At 70.8% G+C, this 18,839-nt stretch carries 15 protein-coding genes; 10 read left to right on the forward strand and 5 right to left on the reverse strand.

Annotated features, from left to right (window positions below):
* Positions 1-91: 91 nt before the first annotated feature.
* The 8 genes from IO30_RS0113445 to IO30_RS0113480 all read left to right on the forward strand — a co-directional run bounded on the left by IO30_RS0113445 (position 92) and on the right by IO30_RS0113480 (position 11,269).
* On the forward strand, positions 92-1,489 hold the full coding sequence (locus tag IO30_RS0113445; RefSeq protein ID WP_051859223.1) for a chloride channel protein: 1,398 nt from the start codon (positions 92-94) through the stop codon (positions 1,487-1,489).
* A 118-nt stretch (positions 1,490-1,607) separates the two neighbouring features.
* Positions 1,608-3,143, forward strand: a complete 1,536-nt coding sequence (locus IO30_RS46365; protein ID WP_157853229.1) for a gluconokinase, GntK/IdnK-type — start codon at positions 1,608-1,610, stop codon at positions 3,141-3,143.
* Between the two features lie 32 nt (positions 3,144-3,175).
* Positions 3,176-4,090, forward strand: a complete 915-nt coding sequence (locus IO30_RS0113455) for a cyclase family protein (protein WP_031142639.1) — start codon at positions 3,176-3,178, stop codon at positions 4,088-4,090.
* A gap of 152 nt (positions 4,091-4,242) precedes the next feature.
* Positions 4,243-5,823 (forward strand): GMC oxidoreductase, encoded by a 1,581-nt coding sequence (locus tag IO30_RS0113460; RefSeq protein ID WP_031142640.1) that lies wholly within the window; start codon positions 4,243-4,245, stop codon positions 5,821-5,823.
* A gap of 204 nt (positions 5,824-6,027) precedes the next feature.
* On the forward strand, positions 6,028-6,822 hold the full coding sequence (locus IO30_RS0113465; protein ID WP_051859264.1) for an SDR family oxidoreductase: 795 nt from the start codon (positions 6,028-6,030) through the stop codon (positions 6,820-6,822).
* Between the two features lie 37 nt (positions 6,823-6,859).
* Positions 6,860-8,344 (forward strand): cytochrome ubiquinol oxidase subunit I, encoded by a 1,485-nt coding sequence (locus IO30_RS0113470; protein ID WP_031142642.1) that lies wholly within the window; start codon positions 6,860-6,862, stop codon positions 8,342-8,344.
* Complete coding sequence (locus IO30_RS0113475) at positions 8,344-9,396, forward strand: cytochrome d ubiquinol oxidase subunit II (protein ID WP_051902216.1); 1,053 nt, start codon at positions 8,344-8,346, stop codon at positions 9,394-9,396. The genes IO30_RS0113470 and IO30_RS0113475 overlap by 1 nt, the downstream gene beginning before the upstream one ends.
* Positions 9,397-9,505: 109 nt before the next feature.
* Complete coding sequence (locus IO30_RS0113480; RefSeq protein ID WP_031142645.1) at positions 9,506-11,269, forward strand: cation:proton antiporter; 1,764 nt, start codon at positions 9,506-9,508, stop codon at positions 11,267-11,269.
* Here the strand turns inward: IO30_RS0113480 and IO30_RS0113485 are convergent.
* Entirely contained in the window at positions 11,266-13,113 is a 1,848-nt protein-coding gene (locus IO30_RS0113485; protein ID WP_031142647.1) for a glycoside hydrolase family 15 protein, read from the reverse strand. The two genes, IO30_RS0113480 and IO30_RS0113485, sit on opposite strands and share 4 nt — an antisense overlap.
* Before the next feature lie 166 nt (positions 13,114-13,279).
* On the opposite strand from IO30_RS0113485, the gene IO30_RS0113490 reads away from it, so the two are divergent.
* Positions 13,280-14,563 carry a DUF2254 domain-containing protein gene (locus IO30_RS0113490; RefSeq protein WP_031142649.1) on the forward strand — a complete coding sequence of 428 codons (1,284 nt, stop codon included), beginning with the start codon at positions 13,280-13,282 and terminating at the stop codon, positions 14,561-14,563.
* A 206-nt stretch (positions 14,564-14,769) separates the two neighbouring features.
* Positions 14,770-15,201, forward strand: a complete 432-nt coding sequence (locus IO30_RS40410; RefSeq protein ID WP_051859225.1) for a CAP domain-containing protein — start codon at positions 14,770-14,772, stop codon at positions 15,199-15,201.
* Between the two features lie 219 nt (positions 15,202-15,420).
* Here IO30_RS40410 and IO30_RS0113500 read toward each other — a convergent pair whose 3' ends face one another.
* The 4 genes from IO30_RS0113500 to IO30_RS0113515 form a co-directional block, all read right to left on the reverse strand.
* The gene (locus tag IO30_RS0113500) at positions 15,421-15,795 is read right to left on the reverse strand and encodes a roadblock/LC7 domain-containing protein (protein ID WP_031142653.1); all 375 of its coding nucleotides are present in this window, start codon (positions 15,793-15,795) and stop codon (positions 15,421-15,423) included.
* 168 nt (positions 15,796-15,963) lie between these two features.
* A complete protein-coding gene (locus IO30_RS0113505) occupies positions 15,964-16,347 on the reverse strand; it encodes an ArsR/SmtB family transcription factor (protein WP_037893968.1) in 384 nt (127 codons plus the stop codon).
* Between the two features lie 161 nt (positions 16,348-16,508).
* The gene (locus IO30_RS0113510; protein WP_031142656.1) at positions 16,509-16,922 is read right to left on the reverse strand and encodes a hypothetical protein; all 414 of its coding nucleotides are present in this window, start codon (positions 16,920-16,922) and stop codon (positions 16,509-16,511) included.
* Positions 16,923-17,003: 81 nt separating this feature from the next.
* Positions 17,004-18,776 (reverse strand): methyltransferase, encoded by a 1,773-nt coding sequence (locus tag IO30_RS0113515; RefSeq protein WP_078904670.1) that lies wholly within the window; start codon positions 18,774-18,776, stop codon positions 17,004-17,006.
* Positions 18,777-18,839 lie beyond the last annotated feature (63 nt).

Raw genomic sequence — 18,839 nt, forward strand, 5'->3', positions numbered from 1 at the left:
AGTTCCCGGAGCGCAGCCGGGCCCGGCCGCGACCCGGGGGAATTCCTGCCCGCAGCGGACGTGCAGTACCGAGACGGACGGAAATCAGCCCATGACGGCTTCGGATCCGCATCCTTCGGGCCCCGGCGGGGGGACGCAGCCCGAGGAGGCAGACCGGCTGGGTGAACTGCTCCGCAGCCCCGGCTATCTCAAAGCGCTCGTGTTCTGCGCCCTCATCGGTGTGCCGGTGTCCCTCGTGGCCTTCTGGTTCCTGGTCGCACTCCACGAGTTCGAACACGTGATGTGGGACACCCTGCCCCAGGCACTGGGCTGGGATCTCCCGCCATGGTGGTGGCCACTGCCGCTGCTCCTGGTGGCCGGTACGGCCGTGGGGTTCCTCGTCCCCCGCGTGCCCGGCGGCGGCGGTCACGTCCCCGCCGGGGGTCTGCACATGGGCGGGGTCTCGCCCAGGGCCCTGCCGGGCGTGATCCTCGCCGCCGTACTCAGCCTGCCCCTCGGCGCCACCCTCGGCCCGGAGGCCCCGCTGATTGCCCTCGGCACAGGCCTGGCCCTGCTCTTCAGGAATCTGGCCCGAGCACCGGCCACAGCCCAGAGCACGGCGCTCCTGGGCGCGGCGGGTGCGGCCGCCGCCGTCGCGGTCATCTTCGGGAATCCGCTGATCGCGGCGGTGATGCTCATCGAAGTGGCTGGTGTGGGCGGCCCGCAGCTGTTCGCGGTCATGCTTCCGGCGCTCCTGTCGAGCGGGGTCGGTGCCCTGGTGTTCACCGGCTTCGGCCGCTGGACCGGGTTCACTGCCAACAGCCTTTCGGTGAGGATCGGCGTGAGCTCGCCGCGGCTCGACGCCGGCGACGTCCTCTGGTCGGTCCTCATCGCGGTGGCCCTCGGCCTCCTCATGCACGCGATCTTGCGCGGCGGCCGGGTGGCCGCCCGCTTCGTGGCCCAGCGGCCGGTCGTCCACACGGCTCTGTGCGCCGTGGCCGCCGGTGTCTGCGCCTGTGTGTACGCGCTCGTCACCGGCCGGTCGCCCGCGGACGTGGCGTCCTCCGGCCAGCAGACACTGAGCCGCCTGGCTGCGGATCCCCACGCCTGGGGAGTCGGAGCGCTGATCGCCGTCGTGCTCTGCCTGAGCGTCGCCTACACCCTGTGTCTGGGCAGTCTGCGCGGCGGCCCTGTGTTCCCGGCCCTCTTCCTCGGCGCTGCGGTGGGTGTGCTGCTCGCGCCCCTGCCCGGCCTGGGCGTCGTACCGGGCATGGCTGCGGGGATGGCGGCTTCGACGACCAGCGCCCTGCGCCTGCCGGTCAGCAGCATCGTGCTGGTCGTGCTGGTCCTCGGCAGCGTTTCCATGGTCCCCGTGGTGATCCTGGCGGCCGTCGTCGCCTTCGTGACGACGCAGCTCCTGCCGCCCGGGAAGCCCGTCCCGCCCATGGGCAGGCCGCTGGAACCGGCGGCCGGGCCCCCTGCGGCCCCCGGCTCGTCCGGGACGGCATGAGGCCGCTGCGGCACCCCTCGCGCGGCGCCGAAGTGCACGGTGCGCCGCGCGCGCCAACAGTGGAAGGACCGGACGCTGATCGGGCGGGCCGGACCAGCGGCGCGAAGGAGGCCGTACCGTGGGCCACCACACCGGGGGAGCCATGCGGGGGGAGCCGGACGCAACCCCGCCGGGCCGGGAGGATCCGGCAGCCCTCCGCCCGACGGAGCCCGTGACCGTGCTGATCGTGACGGGCGTGGCGGGATCGGGGAAGTCCACCGTGGCCGCGCTGCTCGCCGACCGGCTCGGCTGGGCGTACCAGGACGCCGACGACTTCCACACCGCGGCGAACCGCGCCAGGATGGCAGCAGGCCATCCCCTGACCGACGAGGACAGGAACCCCTGGCTGGCCGAGGTCGCCGCATGGATCGACCGGCGGATCGCAGCACCGGACCCCGCCGTCGTCGCATGCTCCGCACTCAAACGCTCCTACCGCGACCGACTGGCCGCCTCACGCCCCGGCGTACGGCTCGTGTACCTGCACGGCTCACCGGAACTCATCCGCTCCCGGCTGCTCGCGCGACACGATCACTTCTTTCCCGCGCTGCTGCTCGACAGCCAGTTCGCCGACCTCCAGGAACCCGGACCTGACGAGCACGCCTGGGTGGTGGACGCCGGCCGGCCCCCGGGGGCCGTGGTCTCGGCCGTCATCGCCCGCCTCGCCGCAGAAGCACCCGCACCCACCGGTAAGCAGTACATCCCCTCCGGCGAGCAGTGGCTGCTGCGCCACGGCGCCCAGACAGCGGTCGTCGTCGAACTCGGCGGCGCACTGCGCCTCTACGAGCTGGACGGACGGCCGCTGCTCGACGGATTCGCCCCCGACGAGCCGATCACCGGCGGACGGGGCCAGCTCCTGGTTCCCTGGCCGAACCGGGTGGCAGACGGCCGCTACCGCTTCCACGGCGAGGAACGGCAACTCCCGCTGACCGAGCCGGAGAACAACAACGCCATCCACGGACTGCTGCGCTGGGTGCCGTGGCGGCTGCTCGCCCGCAGGGAGGACGCCCTCACGGTGGGCACCACCCTCTTCCCGCAGCCCGGATACCCCCACCGGCTGGATGTCACCGCCGTCTACCGGCTCGGCGAGGACGGCCTCGAAACCACCGTCACCGCCACCAACACGGGGGACACGGCAGCCCCTTACGGCGTGGGCCAGCATCCCTACCTGACCGTCGGAACCGACCGGGTGGACACCGCTGTGCTGACCGTGCCGGCCCGCTCCTGCCTGCGTACCGACGAACGCGGCCTGCCGGCCGGGCAGGAGCCGGTCGCGGGAACGGCCCACGACTTCCGCACCGCCAGACCCATCGGCGGCCGGCGCCTGGACACCGCGTACACCGACCTCGACCGGGACGACGCCGGCTGCAGCGTGGTCCGGTTGGCTCACCCGTCGGGACGGCACGGCCTCGACGTGCGCCTCGCCGAAGGCGTCCGGTACGTGCAGATCTACACCGGGGACACCCTGGGGGAGCCCGGCCGACGCCGCCGCGGGGTCGCCGTCGAGCCGATGTCCTGCCCGGCCGACGCCTTCCGCAGCGGCACCGCGCTCACCGTCCTGGAACCGGGCGCACGGCACGTCCTGCGGTGGGGCCTGGCGCCCTGGGGCACCTGGTGAGCGCGGACAGCACGCCTGCGGCGCCAGGGCCCATGACCGCCGCCGCCTTCCGCGCGCTGTACGAGGAACTGCGCGAACTCAGCCCGCGATCCCCCGACGACCGGCGAGGCACACTCGGCCACCTGACACCCGAACGCGTGGTCGCCGCCGCCGCCGAGGTCCGCTCCGGAGTCACCGTCTCGCTCGCCGCACCCATCGAGACGGTGCCCGGCCCGGACAACCCCGACCCGGCCCACCACCGGATGACCGGCCCCGCAGCCGGCGAGAACACCGCCGAGGGCCTGCATTTCGCGCGGGACCGCTACGCCATGAACATCCACGGCGACGCCGACAGCCACCTCGACGCCCTGTGCCACGTACTCTTCGACGGCGAGCTCTACAACGGCGTACCGGCGAGCAGCGTGACACCCGACGGCGCCCGCGCCCTGTCCGTCGAAGCCGTCCACGACGGCATCGTCGGCCGCGGTGTACTCCTGGATGTGCCACGCCTGAAGGGCCTGCCGTGGCTGGAGCCCGGCACCCACGTCAGCGCCGCCGACCTCGTTGCCGCAGAGACGGCCCAAGGAGTCCGGGTCAGGCCGGGGGACATGCTCCTCGTACGGGTGGGGCACCGCCCACGGCGCGAGCGGCTCGGGCCGTGGGACGCGGCTCGGGCCCGCGCCGGCCTGCACCCCACAGCCGTACGGTTCCTGGCCGAGCGGCAGGTGGCCCTGCTGGGCGGGGACGGCAACAACGACACCGCCCCCAGCGCAGTGGCCGGCATCGGCTTCCCCGTCCACGTGCTGACGATGCACGCCATGGGGCTGCCCCTCATGGACTATCTGCAGTTCGAGGAGCTGACCCGGGCCTGCGCCCGCGCAGGTCGGTGGTCCTTCCTGTGCACGGTGGCACCGCTCCGGCTCCCGTCCGCCACCGGCTCACCGGTGAACCCCATCGCCGTCCTGTGACGGCCGTCAACCGGGGCCGCCCCGGTCGCCGCCCTGAGGAAGGAGGGATACGTTCGAAGAGGCGGGACGGCTGCCGCGACCCGGGGGCGCGCAGCAAGAGCGAGAGCCCGGCCGCAAGGGCGCGGCCCACGAGCGCAAGGACGGTGGTCGCCGTGGGCGACTTTCCGCACTACGACGTCGTCATCATCGGTTCCGGAGCGGGCGGCGGCACACTCGCCCACCGGCTCGCCCCGTCCGGCAAGCGGGTCCTCATCCTCGAACGCGGCGGCTACCTCCCCCGCGAGCGGGACAACTGGGACTCCACCGCCGTGTTCGTGAAGGGCAAGTACCGGGCCCCGGAGTTCTGGCTGGACCGGCACGGCAACGCATTCCCTCCCGAGGTCAACTACTACGTCGGCGGGAACACCAAGTTCTACGGCGCGGCCCTGTTCCGGCTGCGGCCCGAGGACTTCGGCGAACTCCGCCACCACGACGGCCTCTCCCCGGCCTGGCCCATCCGTTACGAGGACCTGGAGCCCTACTACACCCAGGCCGAACACCTCTACAAGGTGCACGGCCACCACGGTGAAGACCCGTGGGAGGGGGCGTACAGCGCGCAGTACGCCCACCCGCCGGTCGCACACGAGCCCCGGATCCAACAGCTCAGCGACGACTTGGCCAAGCGGGGCCTGCACCCCTTCCACCTGCCCATCGGCGTCGACCTGATCCAGGACGAGCACGGGAGGGCGACCAGCTCCAGCGTCTGCATCCGCTGCGACCGCGTGGACGGCTTCCCCTGCCTGGTGCGCGGCAAATCGGATGCCCAGGTGATCTGCGTGGAACCGGCCCTGCAGTACCCGAACGTCGAAATGATCACCGACGCCCATGTGGTCAGGCTGGAGACCGACCCCACCGGACGCAGCGTCAGCAAGATCCTGACCCGCAGCGAGGACGGGACCCTGACCGCCTACAGCGCCGACATCGTGGTCGTGGCCTGCGGAGCGGTCAATTCTGCGGCCCTCCTCCTGACCTCGGCCAACGACCGCCACCCCCGCGGCCTGGCGAACAGCTCCGATGTGGTCGGACGCCATTACATGCGCCACAACAACCTCGCGTTGATGGCCGTCTCGAAGGAACCCAACGACACCAGGTTCCAGAAGACCCTGGCCCTGCACGACTGGTACCTCGGAGCCGACGACTGGGACTACCCCCTGGGCGGCATCCAGATGCTCGGCAAGTCCGACGCCGAGCAGATCCACGGTGAAGCGCCGCGCTGGGCGGGCGCGGTGACCCCCGACATGCCCTTCGCCGTCCTCGCCCACCACGCGGTCGACTTCTGGCTCTGCGGCGAAGACCTTCCCCTGCCCGACAACCGTGTCACCGTCGACAGCGAGGGCACCATCCACCTCGCACTCGACGAGAACAACAACACCGGCGGGCTCAAGCGGCTGCGGCACAAGCTCCAGGGCATGCTCGGCCACCTGGGCATGCACGAGCACCAGCTCCTGTCGCACAGCATCTACCTGCACAAGGGCATGCCCATCGGAGCCACGGCACACCAGGCCGGCACGGTCCGGTTCGGCGACGACCCGGCAACCTCCGCCCTGGACGTGAACTGCAAGGCACACGACCTGGACAACCTGTACGTGGTGGACACGAGCTTCTTCCCGAGCATCGGCGCGGTCAACCCGTCCCTCACCGCGATGGCCAACGCCCTCCGGGTGGGCGACCACCTCGTGGAGCGGCTCGGCTGACCCGCGTGCTGCTCCGTCCGGGCGTTGCTGTTCCGCCGTGTGGCCCAAGGGCGCCGCGGGCGGGCCGCCGATCGCCGCCGAGAGTGCTTCCGTGACGTCCGGACCCTGTCGGGCCGCGGTCCGGCGGACCGGATCGGGCAGTCGAGGAGGCAGTCGACCGTGATTTCCACCGAGGGCGCACCGCAGGGAGTGATCCCCGCCAGCCTGCTCAAGGGCCAGAAGGCACTGGTCACCGGTGCCAACAGCGGAATCGGCAAGGCCACGGCCATCGGCCTCGGCCGGGCCGGCGCCGATGTGGTCGTGAACTATGTGAGCGGCGCGGACGCCGCGCAGGAGGTGGTCGAGGAGATCGCCTCGTTCGGCGTGCGCGCCGCCGCGTACGAGGCGGACGTGTCCCAGGAGGACCAGGTCGTGGCGATGATGGACCGGATGGTCCAGGAGTTCGGCACGATCGACATCCTCGTGGCCAACGCCGGTCTCCAGCGCGACGCGGCGTTCGAGGACATGACGCTCGCCCAGTGGCAGAAGGTACTGGACGTCAACCTCACGGGTCAGTTCCTCTGCGCGCGCGAGGCAACGAAGGAGTTCCTGCGGCGCGGCGTCGTCCCGGAGGTGTCCCGCGCGGCCGGAAAGATCATTTGCATGAGTTCCGTCCACCAGATCATTCCCTGGGCGGGGCACGCGAACTACGCCTCCTCCAAGGGAGGCGTGCAGATGCTGATGGCGACCCTGGCCCAGGAACTCGCACCCAAGAAGATCCGCGTGAACGCGATCGCTCCGGGAGCCATCAAGACACCGATCAACCAGAGCGCCTGGGAGACCCCGGAAGCGCGGAAGGACCTGCTCAGGCTCATCCCCTACGAGCGCATCGGCGAGCCCGAGGACATTGCCCACGCAGCCGTCGCGCTGGCCTCCGACCTCATGGACTACGTCGTGGGCACGACGCTCTACGTGGACGGCGGAATGACCCTCTTCCCCGGGTTCGCCACCGGCGGCTGAGCCCTGTCCGACGTCATCTCGAGCGACAAAGGAACGTATGGACACCGCGGTCCATCTGCTGGCAGCAGACGCACCCTCCCAACTGCTCCCGGCCAGGGAACTCATGGCGTTCACCCTCGCCTCCCACATCATCCTGGTGCCGATGGGAGTGGCGCTGCCGCTCATCACCCTCGTGATGCACTACCTCGGCCTGCGCCGCAACGATGCCACGGCCCTGCTGCTCGCACGGCGCTGGTCGGCCGTGATGGCCGTGCAGTTCGCCATCGGGGTCGTCACCGGCACCGTGCTCTCGTTCGAATTCGGCCTGCTGTGGCCGGGGCTGATGGGCCGATGGGGCGACGTCTTCGGCATCGGCTTCGGCATCGAGGCATGGGCGTTCTTCCTCGAAGCGGTACTCATCGCCATCTACCTCTACGGCTGGCGCCGACTCAAGCCGCGCACCCACTTCCTCCTCGGCTTGCCCCTGCCGGCCGTCGCACTGCTCGGGACGTTCGGCATCCTGGCCGCCAACTCGTGGATGAACACCCCCCGCGGGTTCACGCTCGACGCGCAGGGCAACCCGGTCGACGTGAACGTCTGGAAGGCCCTCTTCACCCCGATGCTCGGGCCCCAGTACTGGCACTTCGTGGTGGCGATGCTGATGACCGCGGGCTTCGTCGTGGCCGGCGTCTACGCCGTCGGATGGCTGCGCGGCCGCCGGGACCGCTACCACCGGCTCGGCTTCACGGTCCCCTTCACCCTCGCCGCCGTGGCCACCCCCGTGCAGCTCGTGCTCGGCGACTCGATCGCCCGGTCGGTCTTCCAGAAGCAGCCGGTGAAGTTCGCGGCCATCGAGATCGTCTGGGAGACCGACAGCCACGTCCCGGAGTACCTGTTCGGCCGGCTCCACCCGGACGGATCGGTGTCCGGCGGCATCAAGATCCCCCAGCTCGACTCCATCCTGGCCGGGTTCAGCCCGGACACCGTGGTGACGGGACTGTCCTCCGTGCCCGCGAGCGACCGGCCCAACGCCACGCAGGCCACGATCGCCCACTGGGCCTTCGACATCATGGTCGGCATCGGGAGCGTACTGATCCTGCTCGTCCTGTGGTACGGCGTCGTCTGGCTGCGCCACCGGCGGCTGCCCCGCTCCCCATGGTTCTACCGCAGCGCCGCATGCGCCGGCGTCGGCTCCGTCATCGCCGTGGAGTGCGGCTGGATCACCACCGAGGTGAGCCGCCAGCCGTGGATCGTCTACCAGAACATGCGCGTCGCCGAGGCCGTGACGTCGACGCGCTCCAGCACGCTGTGGATCATGTTCGCCCTGGTGATCGTCGTGTACGTCTGCGTCTTCGGGGCGTTCCTCATGGTCCTGCTGAGGATGCGTGACCGCTGGCGCGAGACCGACGGCTCGGCGGCCGAAGGGCCGGGCGAGGCACCGGAGGCCGTCACGCCTTACGGCCCGCGCCCGCCCGTACCGGCCGGCGACCCCCGCCCCCCGCACGACGGCGGGCCCTCCTCGACCGGGACCGGTGGCACCTGATGGCCGGCCTCATCGCCTTCGTACTGCTCCTGGCCGTGGCCGCCTACGCCTGCGCCGGCGGAACCGACTACGGGGCGGGCTTCTGGGACCTGACCGCCGGCGGAGCCGAGCGCGGCAGACGCCCCAGATGGCTGATCGACCACGCCATGGCCCCCGTCTGGGAGGTCAACAACGTCTGGCTGATCTTCGTCCTCATCCTGATGTGGACCGGATTCCCCGTGCTGTTCCAGACGGTGTTCACCGCGCTGTGGCTCCCGCTCGCCCTGGCCACCCTCGGCATGGTCCTGCGCGGTGCGGGCTTCGCCCTGCGCAAACCCAGCCGCCGGCTGGCCCGACGCCGCCTGTACGGCGCCGTGTTCGCCATCGCCTCCCTGCTCACCCCGTTCTTCCTCGGGGCGGCCGTCGGAGCGATCGCCTCGGGCAGGATCGCACCCGGCACCCAGGCGTCGGCCGACGCCTGGGCCGGTGCCGCCCCGCTCACGTTCGGGCTCCTCACCGTCGCCACGACCGCACTGCTGGGCGCCGTGTTCCTGACCGCCGACGCCGTCCGCTTCGATGCACCCGACCTCGTCGGATACTTCCGGCTCCGATCCCTCGCCGCTCTCCTCGCCGTGGCCCTGACGGCAGCAGGCGTACTCCTCGTCGCCCGCGGAGAAGCACCCCATGTCTGGCACGGACTCACCCACGGCGCGGGCCTCGCCCTCGCCGTCGTCTGCGGGGTGCTCTTCGCCGCCACAGCACTGCTCGTCCTGCGGGGAAGAGCACACTGGGCCCGCTTCACGTGTGCGGGCACGGTCGGCGCGGCGGTCCTTGCCTGGGGACTCGCCCAGCGCCCGTACCTCATCCCCACGTCCCTGACCCTCGAACAAGCCGCAGGAGACCCCCAGACCCTGGTGTGGCTGGCGGTGGTCAGCCTCGTCGCCCTGCTCCTCGTCGCACCGGCCGTCTTCCTCCTCTACTGGCTGGACACCCACGGCGAGCTGGAACCCCTCACCGACTCCGACCTGCGGCACACCGGTCCCACGCCCCCCGACCCGGCTGACACCCCCTAGGCCGACCTAGCGGGCCGCCCGCCGCCCCGGCGCCGGCCCCACGGCCCCGCCCGTCACCCCGACGAGCCACCCACCGCGCCCACCGGGCGAGGAAGGACACGGAACAGTTGTGAGCGAGGACGACATCCTCCTGGGCATCGCCCTGATCGTTGCCCTGGCAACCATCTGTCAGATCCTCGCCGGCAAGCTCCGCGTCCCCGCGCTGATCCTCCTCCTGCCGGTCGGCTTCGCGGCGGGGGCCCTCACCGACATCATCCATCCCGACCAGCTGATCGGGGAGGAATTCTCCGCCCTGGTCTCCCTGTCCGTGGCGGTGATCCTCTACGACGCCGGACTCGGCCTGGACCTGCGCAACCTCACCGGCGACACCCGAGCCATCGTGGGCAGACTGCTGCTCTTCGGCGTGGCCTTCACCTTCCTGGCCGTCTGCGCCATCGGCCCGGCCCTGTTCAGCATGTCGCTCAGGGTCGCCGCGATGGTGGGCATGATCCTCGTCGTCTCCGGGCCCACGGTCGTGGGGCCCCTGCTCCAGTACGTACGGCCCACGGACAAGGTCAGGCGCCTGCTGATCTGGGAAGGAACGCTGACCGACCCGATCGGCGCCATCCTCGGTGCACTCGTCTTCCACGCCATCGCCACCACCCACCAGATCGACATCGGCCGCGGCTACCAGCTGGGCCAGTTCATCATCAGCCTGGCGGTCGGCCTCGCCGGCGGAGCCGTCGGAGTCGCTCTCCTGTGGCTGACCCTGCACGTGCTGCGGCTCGGCGAGGCACTCGGAACGCTCGCCCAACTCGCCACGGTCATCGCCGTCTCCGCCGTGTGCGACATCGTCCGCGACGACACCGGACTCATCGCAGCCATCGTCACCGGTATGGCTGCCGCCAACATCCGGGGCTTCGACATGCCCGCGCGCAGGCCCTTCTTCGAGACGCTGGTCCAACTGATCATCGGACTGCTGTTCATCTCCATCTCCTCCAGCGTCGCACCGGCCTCACTGACTCCCGTCCTCCTCCCCACCCTCGTCCTCGTCGCCGTCCTCGTCCTCGTCGTACGGCCCCTCGTGGCCTTCGTCGCCACCATCGGCAAGGACATGACCAGGGGGGAACGCGCCTTCGCGGGATGGATGGCCCCCCGCGGCATCGTCGCCGCCTCGACCGCGGCAGCCTTCGCCGCACCCCTCGTCCAGCTGGGACTCCCCGGAGCGTCCAAGATCCTCCCCATCACCTTCCTGGTGATCGTCTCCACGGTCGTGCTCTACGCCCTGACCGCCGGCCCCGTCGCGCGCCTGCTCCGCGTCGCCCGGCCCAACCGCACCCAGCCCCTCCTGGTGGGCGGCGCACCCTGGACCATCGCACTCGGCAGGGCCCTGCGGTCGGCGGGACTAGAGGTACAGATGTGGGCAGGGCAGAAAGAAGAACGCGCACACATCGAGGAGGCCGGCATCAAGCTGGCCAGAGGAGACCTGCTGGCGACGGCCACCAACCCCCGAGCGCGGATCGAAGGGGTCAACGCCGTCTTCCTCCTCACCGACGACGACGACTTCAATGCACTCGCCTCGGTCCTCGTCGAGGACAACGTCGAAGGGCCCGTCTACCGGGTGGGACCGCCGCACGAGAGCCACGGCGCCGTAGCCCCCTACACCGGAGGCGCCGTGCTGTTCGGCGGCGCACTCCTGCGCCACGTTCTGGCGGACCGCTACGCACAGGGCGCCCGCTTCGTGGTCCAGCCCGCCTCCGACCCCCTGCCGGCGGGACACGAAACACTGTTCGTGGTCCGCGTCGACGGCCGCCTCGAACCCGTCGACGCGACTCAGCCCGTCATCCCGCAGCCGGGCGACCTCGTCGTACTGCTGTCCTCCGCCCCCGGCTAGATGGCCCCCTGCTGGATCCGGTTCAAGGTGTCGTCCAGGGTGATGGCCGCATCGATGAGCGCCAGATGGGTGAACGCCTGCGGGAAGTTGCCCAGCTGGCGCCCGGTCAGAGCGATCTCCTCGGAGAACAGGCCGAGGTGATTGGCGTACGTCATCATCTTCTCCAGCACGAGCCTGGCCTGATCGGCCCGCCCGGCCCGCGCCAACGCGTCGACGTACATGAAGGTGCACAAGGAGAACGTTCCCTCCGAACCCCGCAGCCCGTCCGGGGAAGCCTCCGGGTTGTAGCGGTAGACCAGGCTGTCCGTGACCAGCTCGCGGTCCATCGCGTCCAGGGTCGACCTCCACATGGGGTCGTCCGGCGTGATGAACCCGACCGTCGGCATCCGCAGCAGCGACGAGTCGAGCACACCGCTCCCGTAGTGCTGGACGAACGCCCCACGTTCCGGTTCCCACCCCTTGGCCAGGATCTGCTCGTAGATCCGGTCACGCTCGGCGGTCCAGCGCCCGCTCTGCGCCGGCCGGCCGTGGGCGACCGCCAGCCGCAGCGCGCGGTCGAACGCGACCCACGACATCACGCGGCCGTAGGTGAAGTCCTGACGCCCCCCACGGGTCTCCCACAGGCCCTCGTCCGGCTGGTCCCAGTGGTCCACGAGCCAGTCGAGCTGTGTGCACAGCGACGACCAGCCCTGCACACCCAGGTGGATGCCGTGCTGATGGGCGAACGAGACGCTGTCCAGCGCCTCTCCGTAGATGTCCAACTGCAGCTGCGTAGCGGCCCCGTTGCCGATCCGAACCGGCGCGGACCCCTGGTACCCCTCCCAGTGCTCCAGTACCTCCTCGTACAGGTCGGAGGAACCGTCCACCCGGTACATGATGTTCAGCGGACCCGTGTCGGTGTTCTCCCCGGCCTTCTCCGTCACCCGGTCGCCCAGCCAGTTGATGAACGCCCTCGCCTCCTCCTTGAACCCGAGCCCCAGCAAGGCGTACACGGAGAAGGACGCGTCACGGATCCAGGTGAAGCGGTAGTCCCAGTTCCGCTCCCCGCCCACCTGCTCCGGCAGGCCGGCCGTGGGCGCCGCCACCAGGGCACCGGTGGGTGCGTACGTCATCAACTTCAGCGTGATGGCGGACCGCTCGACCATCTCCCGCCACCGACCCGTGTACCGGGACTGCCGCAGCCACGACCGCCAGTAGTCCCGGGTCTGGTCGAACAGCTGCTGAAATTCCGCCACGCGGATCTCGCGCGGCGGCTCCCCGGCGGCCGACGTGAGCACCAGACCCCGCTGCTGCCCCGCCTTGAGAGCGACCTCCACCCGCAGGTCGTGGTCACCGGTCAGCGTGTGCACCAGCCGTTCGTCCTCAGGCTCGCGCACCACGCTCAACGCCAGTTCCAGGCCGTCCGAGGAGAACACGGCGCCGTGCTCCGTGGTCCGCAAAGTGTGGGGCTTGCGCCCGTAGTCGAATCGCGGGGCGATCCCGATCTGGAACGTCATGCTGCCGCGGACACAACGAAGCATGCGGACCAGGCTGTGCCGGTCCGTGGCCGTCCCCCCGGTGACCGGCATGAAGTCCACGACCTCACCGGCACCGGACTCCGTCATGAAACGCGTCACCAGAACTGCCGTGTCAGGCAGGTACAACTGCTTCGTGGTGTACGTGTCCGCCGAAGGCCGGACCGAGAAGTGCCCACCCTTCTCCCAGTCGAGGAGAGCGCCGAACACGCTCGGGGAATCGAAACGAGGACAGCAGAACCAGTCGATCGTCCCATCCGTGGTCACCAGTGCCGCAGTCTGCAGATCACCGATCAGACCGTGGTTCTCGATCAGCGGATATTCAGCCATGGAAGACCCCTTCCGACCCCACCCGATCAGCGTAAGCGCGGGACTCCCAGCGGGCCTGCCGAGCAGTGCGGCGCTGCGGGCACCGGCAAGCGGATCTAGCATGAAAAGGCAACGAACTGGACGGCCAGGCCGCTGCCCACGCACCGCCGAATCCGGGGAGCCGATGATGATGTCCTGGTCGGCGCGCTTTCGGCTGCGGCAGTACGCCAAAGCAAGCCTGTGGATCGTTCCCCTGGTCGGACTGCTGCTGGGCGCTGCGTGCGCCGAATGGGCCGCCGCCGTGGACGGAGCAGGCTTCCTGCCGGGGGACTGGCGCTACTCCGCGACCACGGCCAGCAACGTGCTCAGCTCCGTCGTCGGCGCCATGGTCGCGCTTCTGGGCTTCGTCGTGACCATCGGGGTACTCGTCATCCAGCAGGCCACGGGCACGCTGTCGCCCCGCTACATGCGCCTGTGGTACCGCGACCGGCTGCAGAAGGCCGTCCTGGCCACCTTCACGGGCACCTTCGCCTACGCCTTCTCCCTGCTGCGCAGGATCGAGGCGGACTCCGTCCCCGATCTGGGGGTGACCCTGTCCGGCGTGGCCGTGGCGGTCAGCCTCCTGCTCCTGCTCATCTACCTCAACCGATTCACCCACAACCTGCGCCCCGTGGCCATCGCCGACATCGTGGGACGCCTGGGCGAAAAGGTGATGCTCCACGGAACGGAACACATCCGCCGCGCCGCGGCCCCCGACGGGGCCCCGGTGCCGCCCGCCGGACCGGCGGACGGCATCCGCACCGAACGGGGCGGAGTCCTCCAAGCCTTCGACGCGGCAGGACTGGTCAAGGCCGCCGTCCGCCACGACTGTGTCCTCGTCCTGGCTCACCACGTCGGGGACTTCGTACCCCCCGGCACCACGCTCGTGGAGGTGCACGGCGCCCAACAGGGCCCAGACCCCCGCCGAACGGGGGGACTCATTGCCCTGGGAGCCGAGCGCACCATCGAACAGGACCCGGCCTTCGCCCTGCGCATCCTCGTCGACATCGCCATCCGGGCCCTCTCACCGGCCGTCAACGACCCCACCACCGCCGTACAGGTGCTCAACCACATCGACACCTTCCTGCACGCGATCGGCCGGGTCCCGCTCCGCAGCCGGTACGTGCTCGCCGACCGCCACGGCCGCCCCCGCCTGGTGGTGCCCGGCCGCGGCTGGGACGACTACCTCCAGCTCGCGGTCACCGAGATCCGCGAGTACGGAGCGACCTCCCTCCAGGTGTGCAGACGGCTGCGCGCCCTGCTGGAGGACCTGCTCCGAACCCAGTCCGCCGAGCGGCTGCCGGCCATCCGCGCAGAGCTCACCCTCCTCGACGAAGCCGTCCGGCGAACCTTCACGGATCCTCTGCGCCGTGCCGACGCCCTGACGCCCGACCGCCAGGGCATCGGCAGCGGGCGCCGCCCCCAGGCTTGACCTCCGAGGGTCGTGTCAGCCGGGCTCACCTGGGGTTTTGTGGTGGGGAGATGCGGGTGGGTGCGAGGGGACGGACAATCGGCGGGGGTGGGGATCCGGCGGCGGCGCGTCCGCCGCTTCTGCTCGAAGAGGAAGGTGATTCCATGGCTTCCCGATCAGCCCGAATACGGCGTGGGTGCACCGTGGCGTGCGCTTCGTCTCTGCTGGTGTTCACGGGCGCCGTCGGCGCCGCAACGGCCGGTGCCGCCCCCGCGACGGCGGGCACGCGCGCGGTGCTTCCGCTCCAGACCGACCCTGGCAACGTCCTCCAACTCGTCAACGAGGCCCGTACGGCGGCCGGCTGCCAGCCGCTGACGGTCGACCCGAAGCTGACTGCGGCGGCCCAGGAGTACGCCAACGACACGACCACCTCCCACACGGGCAGCGACGGGTCGAGCGTCGAGGACCGGCTGAAGAAGGCCGGGGCGACGTTCAGCGCGTCCGCCGAGAACATCGCCTGGGGCTCCGGCGACGCGAAGGTGCACGTCGACGGCTGGCTGGAAAGCACCGGCCACGCCGGCAACATCAAGAACTGCAACTTCACCAAGACCGGCGTTGCCGTGGCCGGTGACCGCATCGTCCAGGTCTTCACCAACTGACGTCCGCACCCCAACCCGGACCGGCCCCGGCACTCGGGGCCGGTCCGGGTCGTGCCAGGACGCTGCCCGGCCCGGAGTCAGGGCGCGGGCAGCGCTGTCGACGGTCCGGACGACCGAGCTGCGGTGGGTAGGCCCTCGCGGGTTTGCAGACTGCCAGACATGTCGATGTCGATAGTTGCGAAAAATTGCAACTCTTGGACGTGAAAGAAGGGGCTGTCGTCAGACTTCGAGATCGGCTTCGATACGGCGGAGCTGGTGACGGGCCATGGCCAGGTTGGCATTGCCCTTGTCGAGGACGAGGTAGAGGAACAGGGCGTTCTTTCCGTGCCCGGTGCACAAGAGGATCAGGTGGTACTGGCTGCCCAGGGTGATCAGGACGTCCTCGATGGTGTCCTGGAGTCCGAGGTGTTCCATGGTGCGGACCTTGGCACGGATGACGTCCGTGTTGCCTGCCGCGGCGACGGAGAGGTCGAGGTCCCGTCCGCCACCGGTGGATCCGAGGGCCATTCCGCTGCTGTAGTCGACCACTGCGGCTCCGAGGGCGCCCTCGATGCTGGTCATGATCTCCTTGAGGGCGGTTTCCACGTTGGCCATGATGACGCCTTCCGGTGCGTTGGATGAGGGCGCACCACGTGGTGCGCGCTGTCACCGCGACGCTACCCACTGCCCGGGGCGCCCGTGGAGGATTCGGCAACTCCGGGCAGGAGCTGGCGTGATCCGGGGGCGGAGACCGCCTGACCTCTCACGTGAGGCGGGCGCGAGTCATCGGGGACGGCGGGCGGTCAGATCGGCCAGCAGATTGGCCTGGCCCTGCAGGACGCCGGTCAGGATGCTGCGGGCCACACGCAGGAGTTCGGCGACTTCGTCGCTGGCGAGGCGGTAGTGGACGCTGACGCCTTCGCGCCGCGTGTGGACGAGGTTCGCCTTGCGGAGCACGGCCAGTTGCTGGGACAGGGCTGCGGCTTCCACACCGACTTCGGCGAGCAGTTCGGAGACGGCGTGCTCGCGCTGGCTGAGGAGTTCCAGGACGCGGATGCGCACCGGGTGGCCGAGGGTTTTGAAGAACTCCGCTTTCAGCTGGTAGAGGGGAGTGCTGACCTCGGGGGTCTCTTGGTTGTCCTTCGCATTGCTGGCACGTCCTGGCACGGCGTCGTCGGCCCCATCTGGCGTCGGGCGGCTTTCGGGCATCTGCCGCGCTGACCGCCACAATTGCAGATTGCCGCAAGTTGCGGACGGCGGGTGGGATATCCGGTCATCAGGCCGGGGGCCGTCGGACCGGACGCGGCGGGCCGGAAGGCTGACGGTCCTCAGGCGCCGTTGGAGTCGTACGGGCGCAGGCTGCGGTAGGCGGCGCGCGCGGCGGCGAGGCGACCGATGGCGGTTCCGGTGACCGCTGCCACCAGGAGGCAGCCGAACCGGCCCAGGTCGTAGCCCGCCGCCCAAGTCAGCTCACCCATGGGCGGCGTGGCGAATCCGTTGAGGATCAGCCAGCAGACCAGGGCGGTCCCCGGCGCCGCGACGAGACGCGCCCCCGTGCTCAGCACGGCGGCCAGGCCGGCCAGCACCAGCAGATCGACCGTGGGGTCGCCCTGGCCGTTGAGGTAGTTCAGGGCCGTGACCAGGACGAGTGCCGACACGCCCGCGACGGCCCAGACCGAAGGGGCAGCAGCAGGCTGCGGTACGGGACTGGCACCGGAACTCAGCGGCCGCCACTGCACCATGAGAAGCCCTCCTGCCTCCTGTCCCCTCCGCCGGAGACCCAGCCATGATGCCCCACGCGGGCAGAGCGCCGCAGCCCGCCCTTACGGCGCCTTGCGGGCATGCAGTACGTGGGCCTCCAAGGGCAGGGCAGAGCAGTCGAGGAGCTCCAGTCCGGCGTCGGCCAGGAGCCGGGCGTAGTGCTCGGCACGGCGCTCGCGGCCGCCGACGTTGCACATCATGTGGAGGTCCCAGGCCGTGGCGAGCGAGCGGGAACCGTCGGTGGGGAGGAGCCGTTCGACGATCAGCAGGTCCGCGTGGGCAGGCATCGCACGGGCGCAGTGGCGCAGGATCTCGGTGCACCGGTCGTCGTCCCAGTCGTGCAGCACCCGGGAAAGGATGTAGACGTCGCCGCCGTGGGGCAGGTCGGCGAAGTCACCACTGCGGTAGTCGCAGCGGGGGCCGCAGCCCATGGCGTCGAGCGATCGGCGGGCGGCCTCCACGGCGTGGGGGCGCTCCAGGAGCGTGCCGCGCAGCTGCGGGTGGGCGGTGAGGATCCGCCCGAGCAGCTCTCCGTTCCCGCCGGCCACGTCGACCACGGTCCTGGGGGCGGGTGCCCCGGCCGCCGCGGTGATCACCGGGTGTGCGGGGAGCGGCTGGAACATGCGGGAGCTCGCCGCCATGGACCGGTCGAAGAGGTCGGCGAGGTCGGGGTCGCGCGCGAAGTGGTCGAAGTGGTTCTCGCCGAAGAGGTGGTCGAAGGCCGGCTGCCCGGTCCGTACGGTGTGGTCGAGGGCGGCGAAGGAGCCGTAGAAGGGGCCCCCGTACATCAGGGCCAGCGGGCGCATGGTGTCCGCGGTGTCCGCGCGGAGCAGACGGCCGAGGGGCGTGAGCCTGAAGAGGTCCTGCTCCTGGTCGTCCTCGGCCACGACGCCGAGCATCACGAGGTAGCGCAGGAGGGTGGCGAGGCTGCCGGGGTGGGTGGCGGTGCGTCGGGCGAGTTCCCCGATGCCGGTGCCGTTCGTGTCCATGGACTCGGGCAGGCGCAGCCGGGCGAACGCGGCGAGGGCCTGTGTGGTCCACGCTCCGGTGAGGAGGTGGAGGAGCGTTTCGGCGGGTCGCCTCGTGCCGGGATCCTCGCCGGGGCCCTCGCCGAGGTGGTCGGCCAGGGCGTCGCGGTGGTCGCCGTGGGCGTAGAGCTCCAGCCGCCGGTAGCCGCAGGTCGCGTCCGCGGGGGCGGTGAAGTACAGGACGGTGCCGTCCTCGTGCGGGTTGTACCCGCCGCCGTCGGGGCGGGCGCCATGGCGGGCGAGCACCGCGCACAGGCCGCGCAGCACCAGAGGGTCGGGGTGCTGCAGCTCGAAGGCCAGATGGGCCTCGTGGCCGCGGGCACGTTCGTGCGCGGCGACCGGTCCCAGGTCCGAAAGGGCGGGCACGGCGAGGGCGAACACCTCGACCGCGCGGCGCTCCCCGTCCACGCCGTGGACGTGGGGGCGCAGGATCCGTACGTCGAGATCGGCCGCGTCGCGGCGGTGGCGCCGGGCGAGCCGTTGCCGTACGACGACGCTGGGGTGGGAGGGGGTGTCGGGGGCCAGCCCACAGTCGGCGAGCTGGCTGCGCAGGTGCTGCGGATCTTCCGGGAACAGCAGCAGACCGGCGTGGGCGAACCGGCAGTGCGCGGCCAGCGACTGCAGTTCCGGCCCGCGCAGGCCGGGCAGCAGCAGGGGCAGCAGGGAGGCGCTGTCGTGTCCCCGTACGAAGGCCGCTGCGGCGCGCAGGCGGGCCGTGTCGTCGAGAAGCATCGTTTCGCCGGGAAGCGCAGTGGCGGGAAGAGCAGTGGCGGGGAGGGGCGGTCCGTCGGGGAGGGTCGTCGTCATCGCAGGGGTGTCCTCACGGAGCAGGGCAGGGGTGAGCCGGGACGGAGCTGGGAGGGGGTGTCA

Source organism: Streptomyces xanthophaeus (assembly GCF_000725805.1).
Lineage (GTDB): Bacteria > Actinomycetota > Actinomycetes > Streptomycetales > Streptomycetaceae > Streptomyces > Streptomyces xanthophaeus.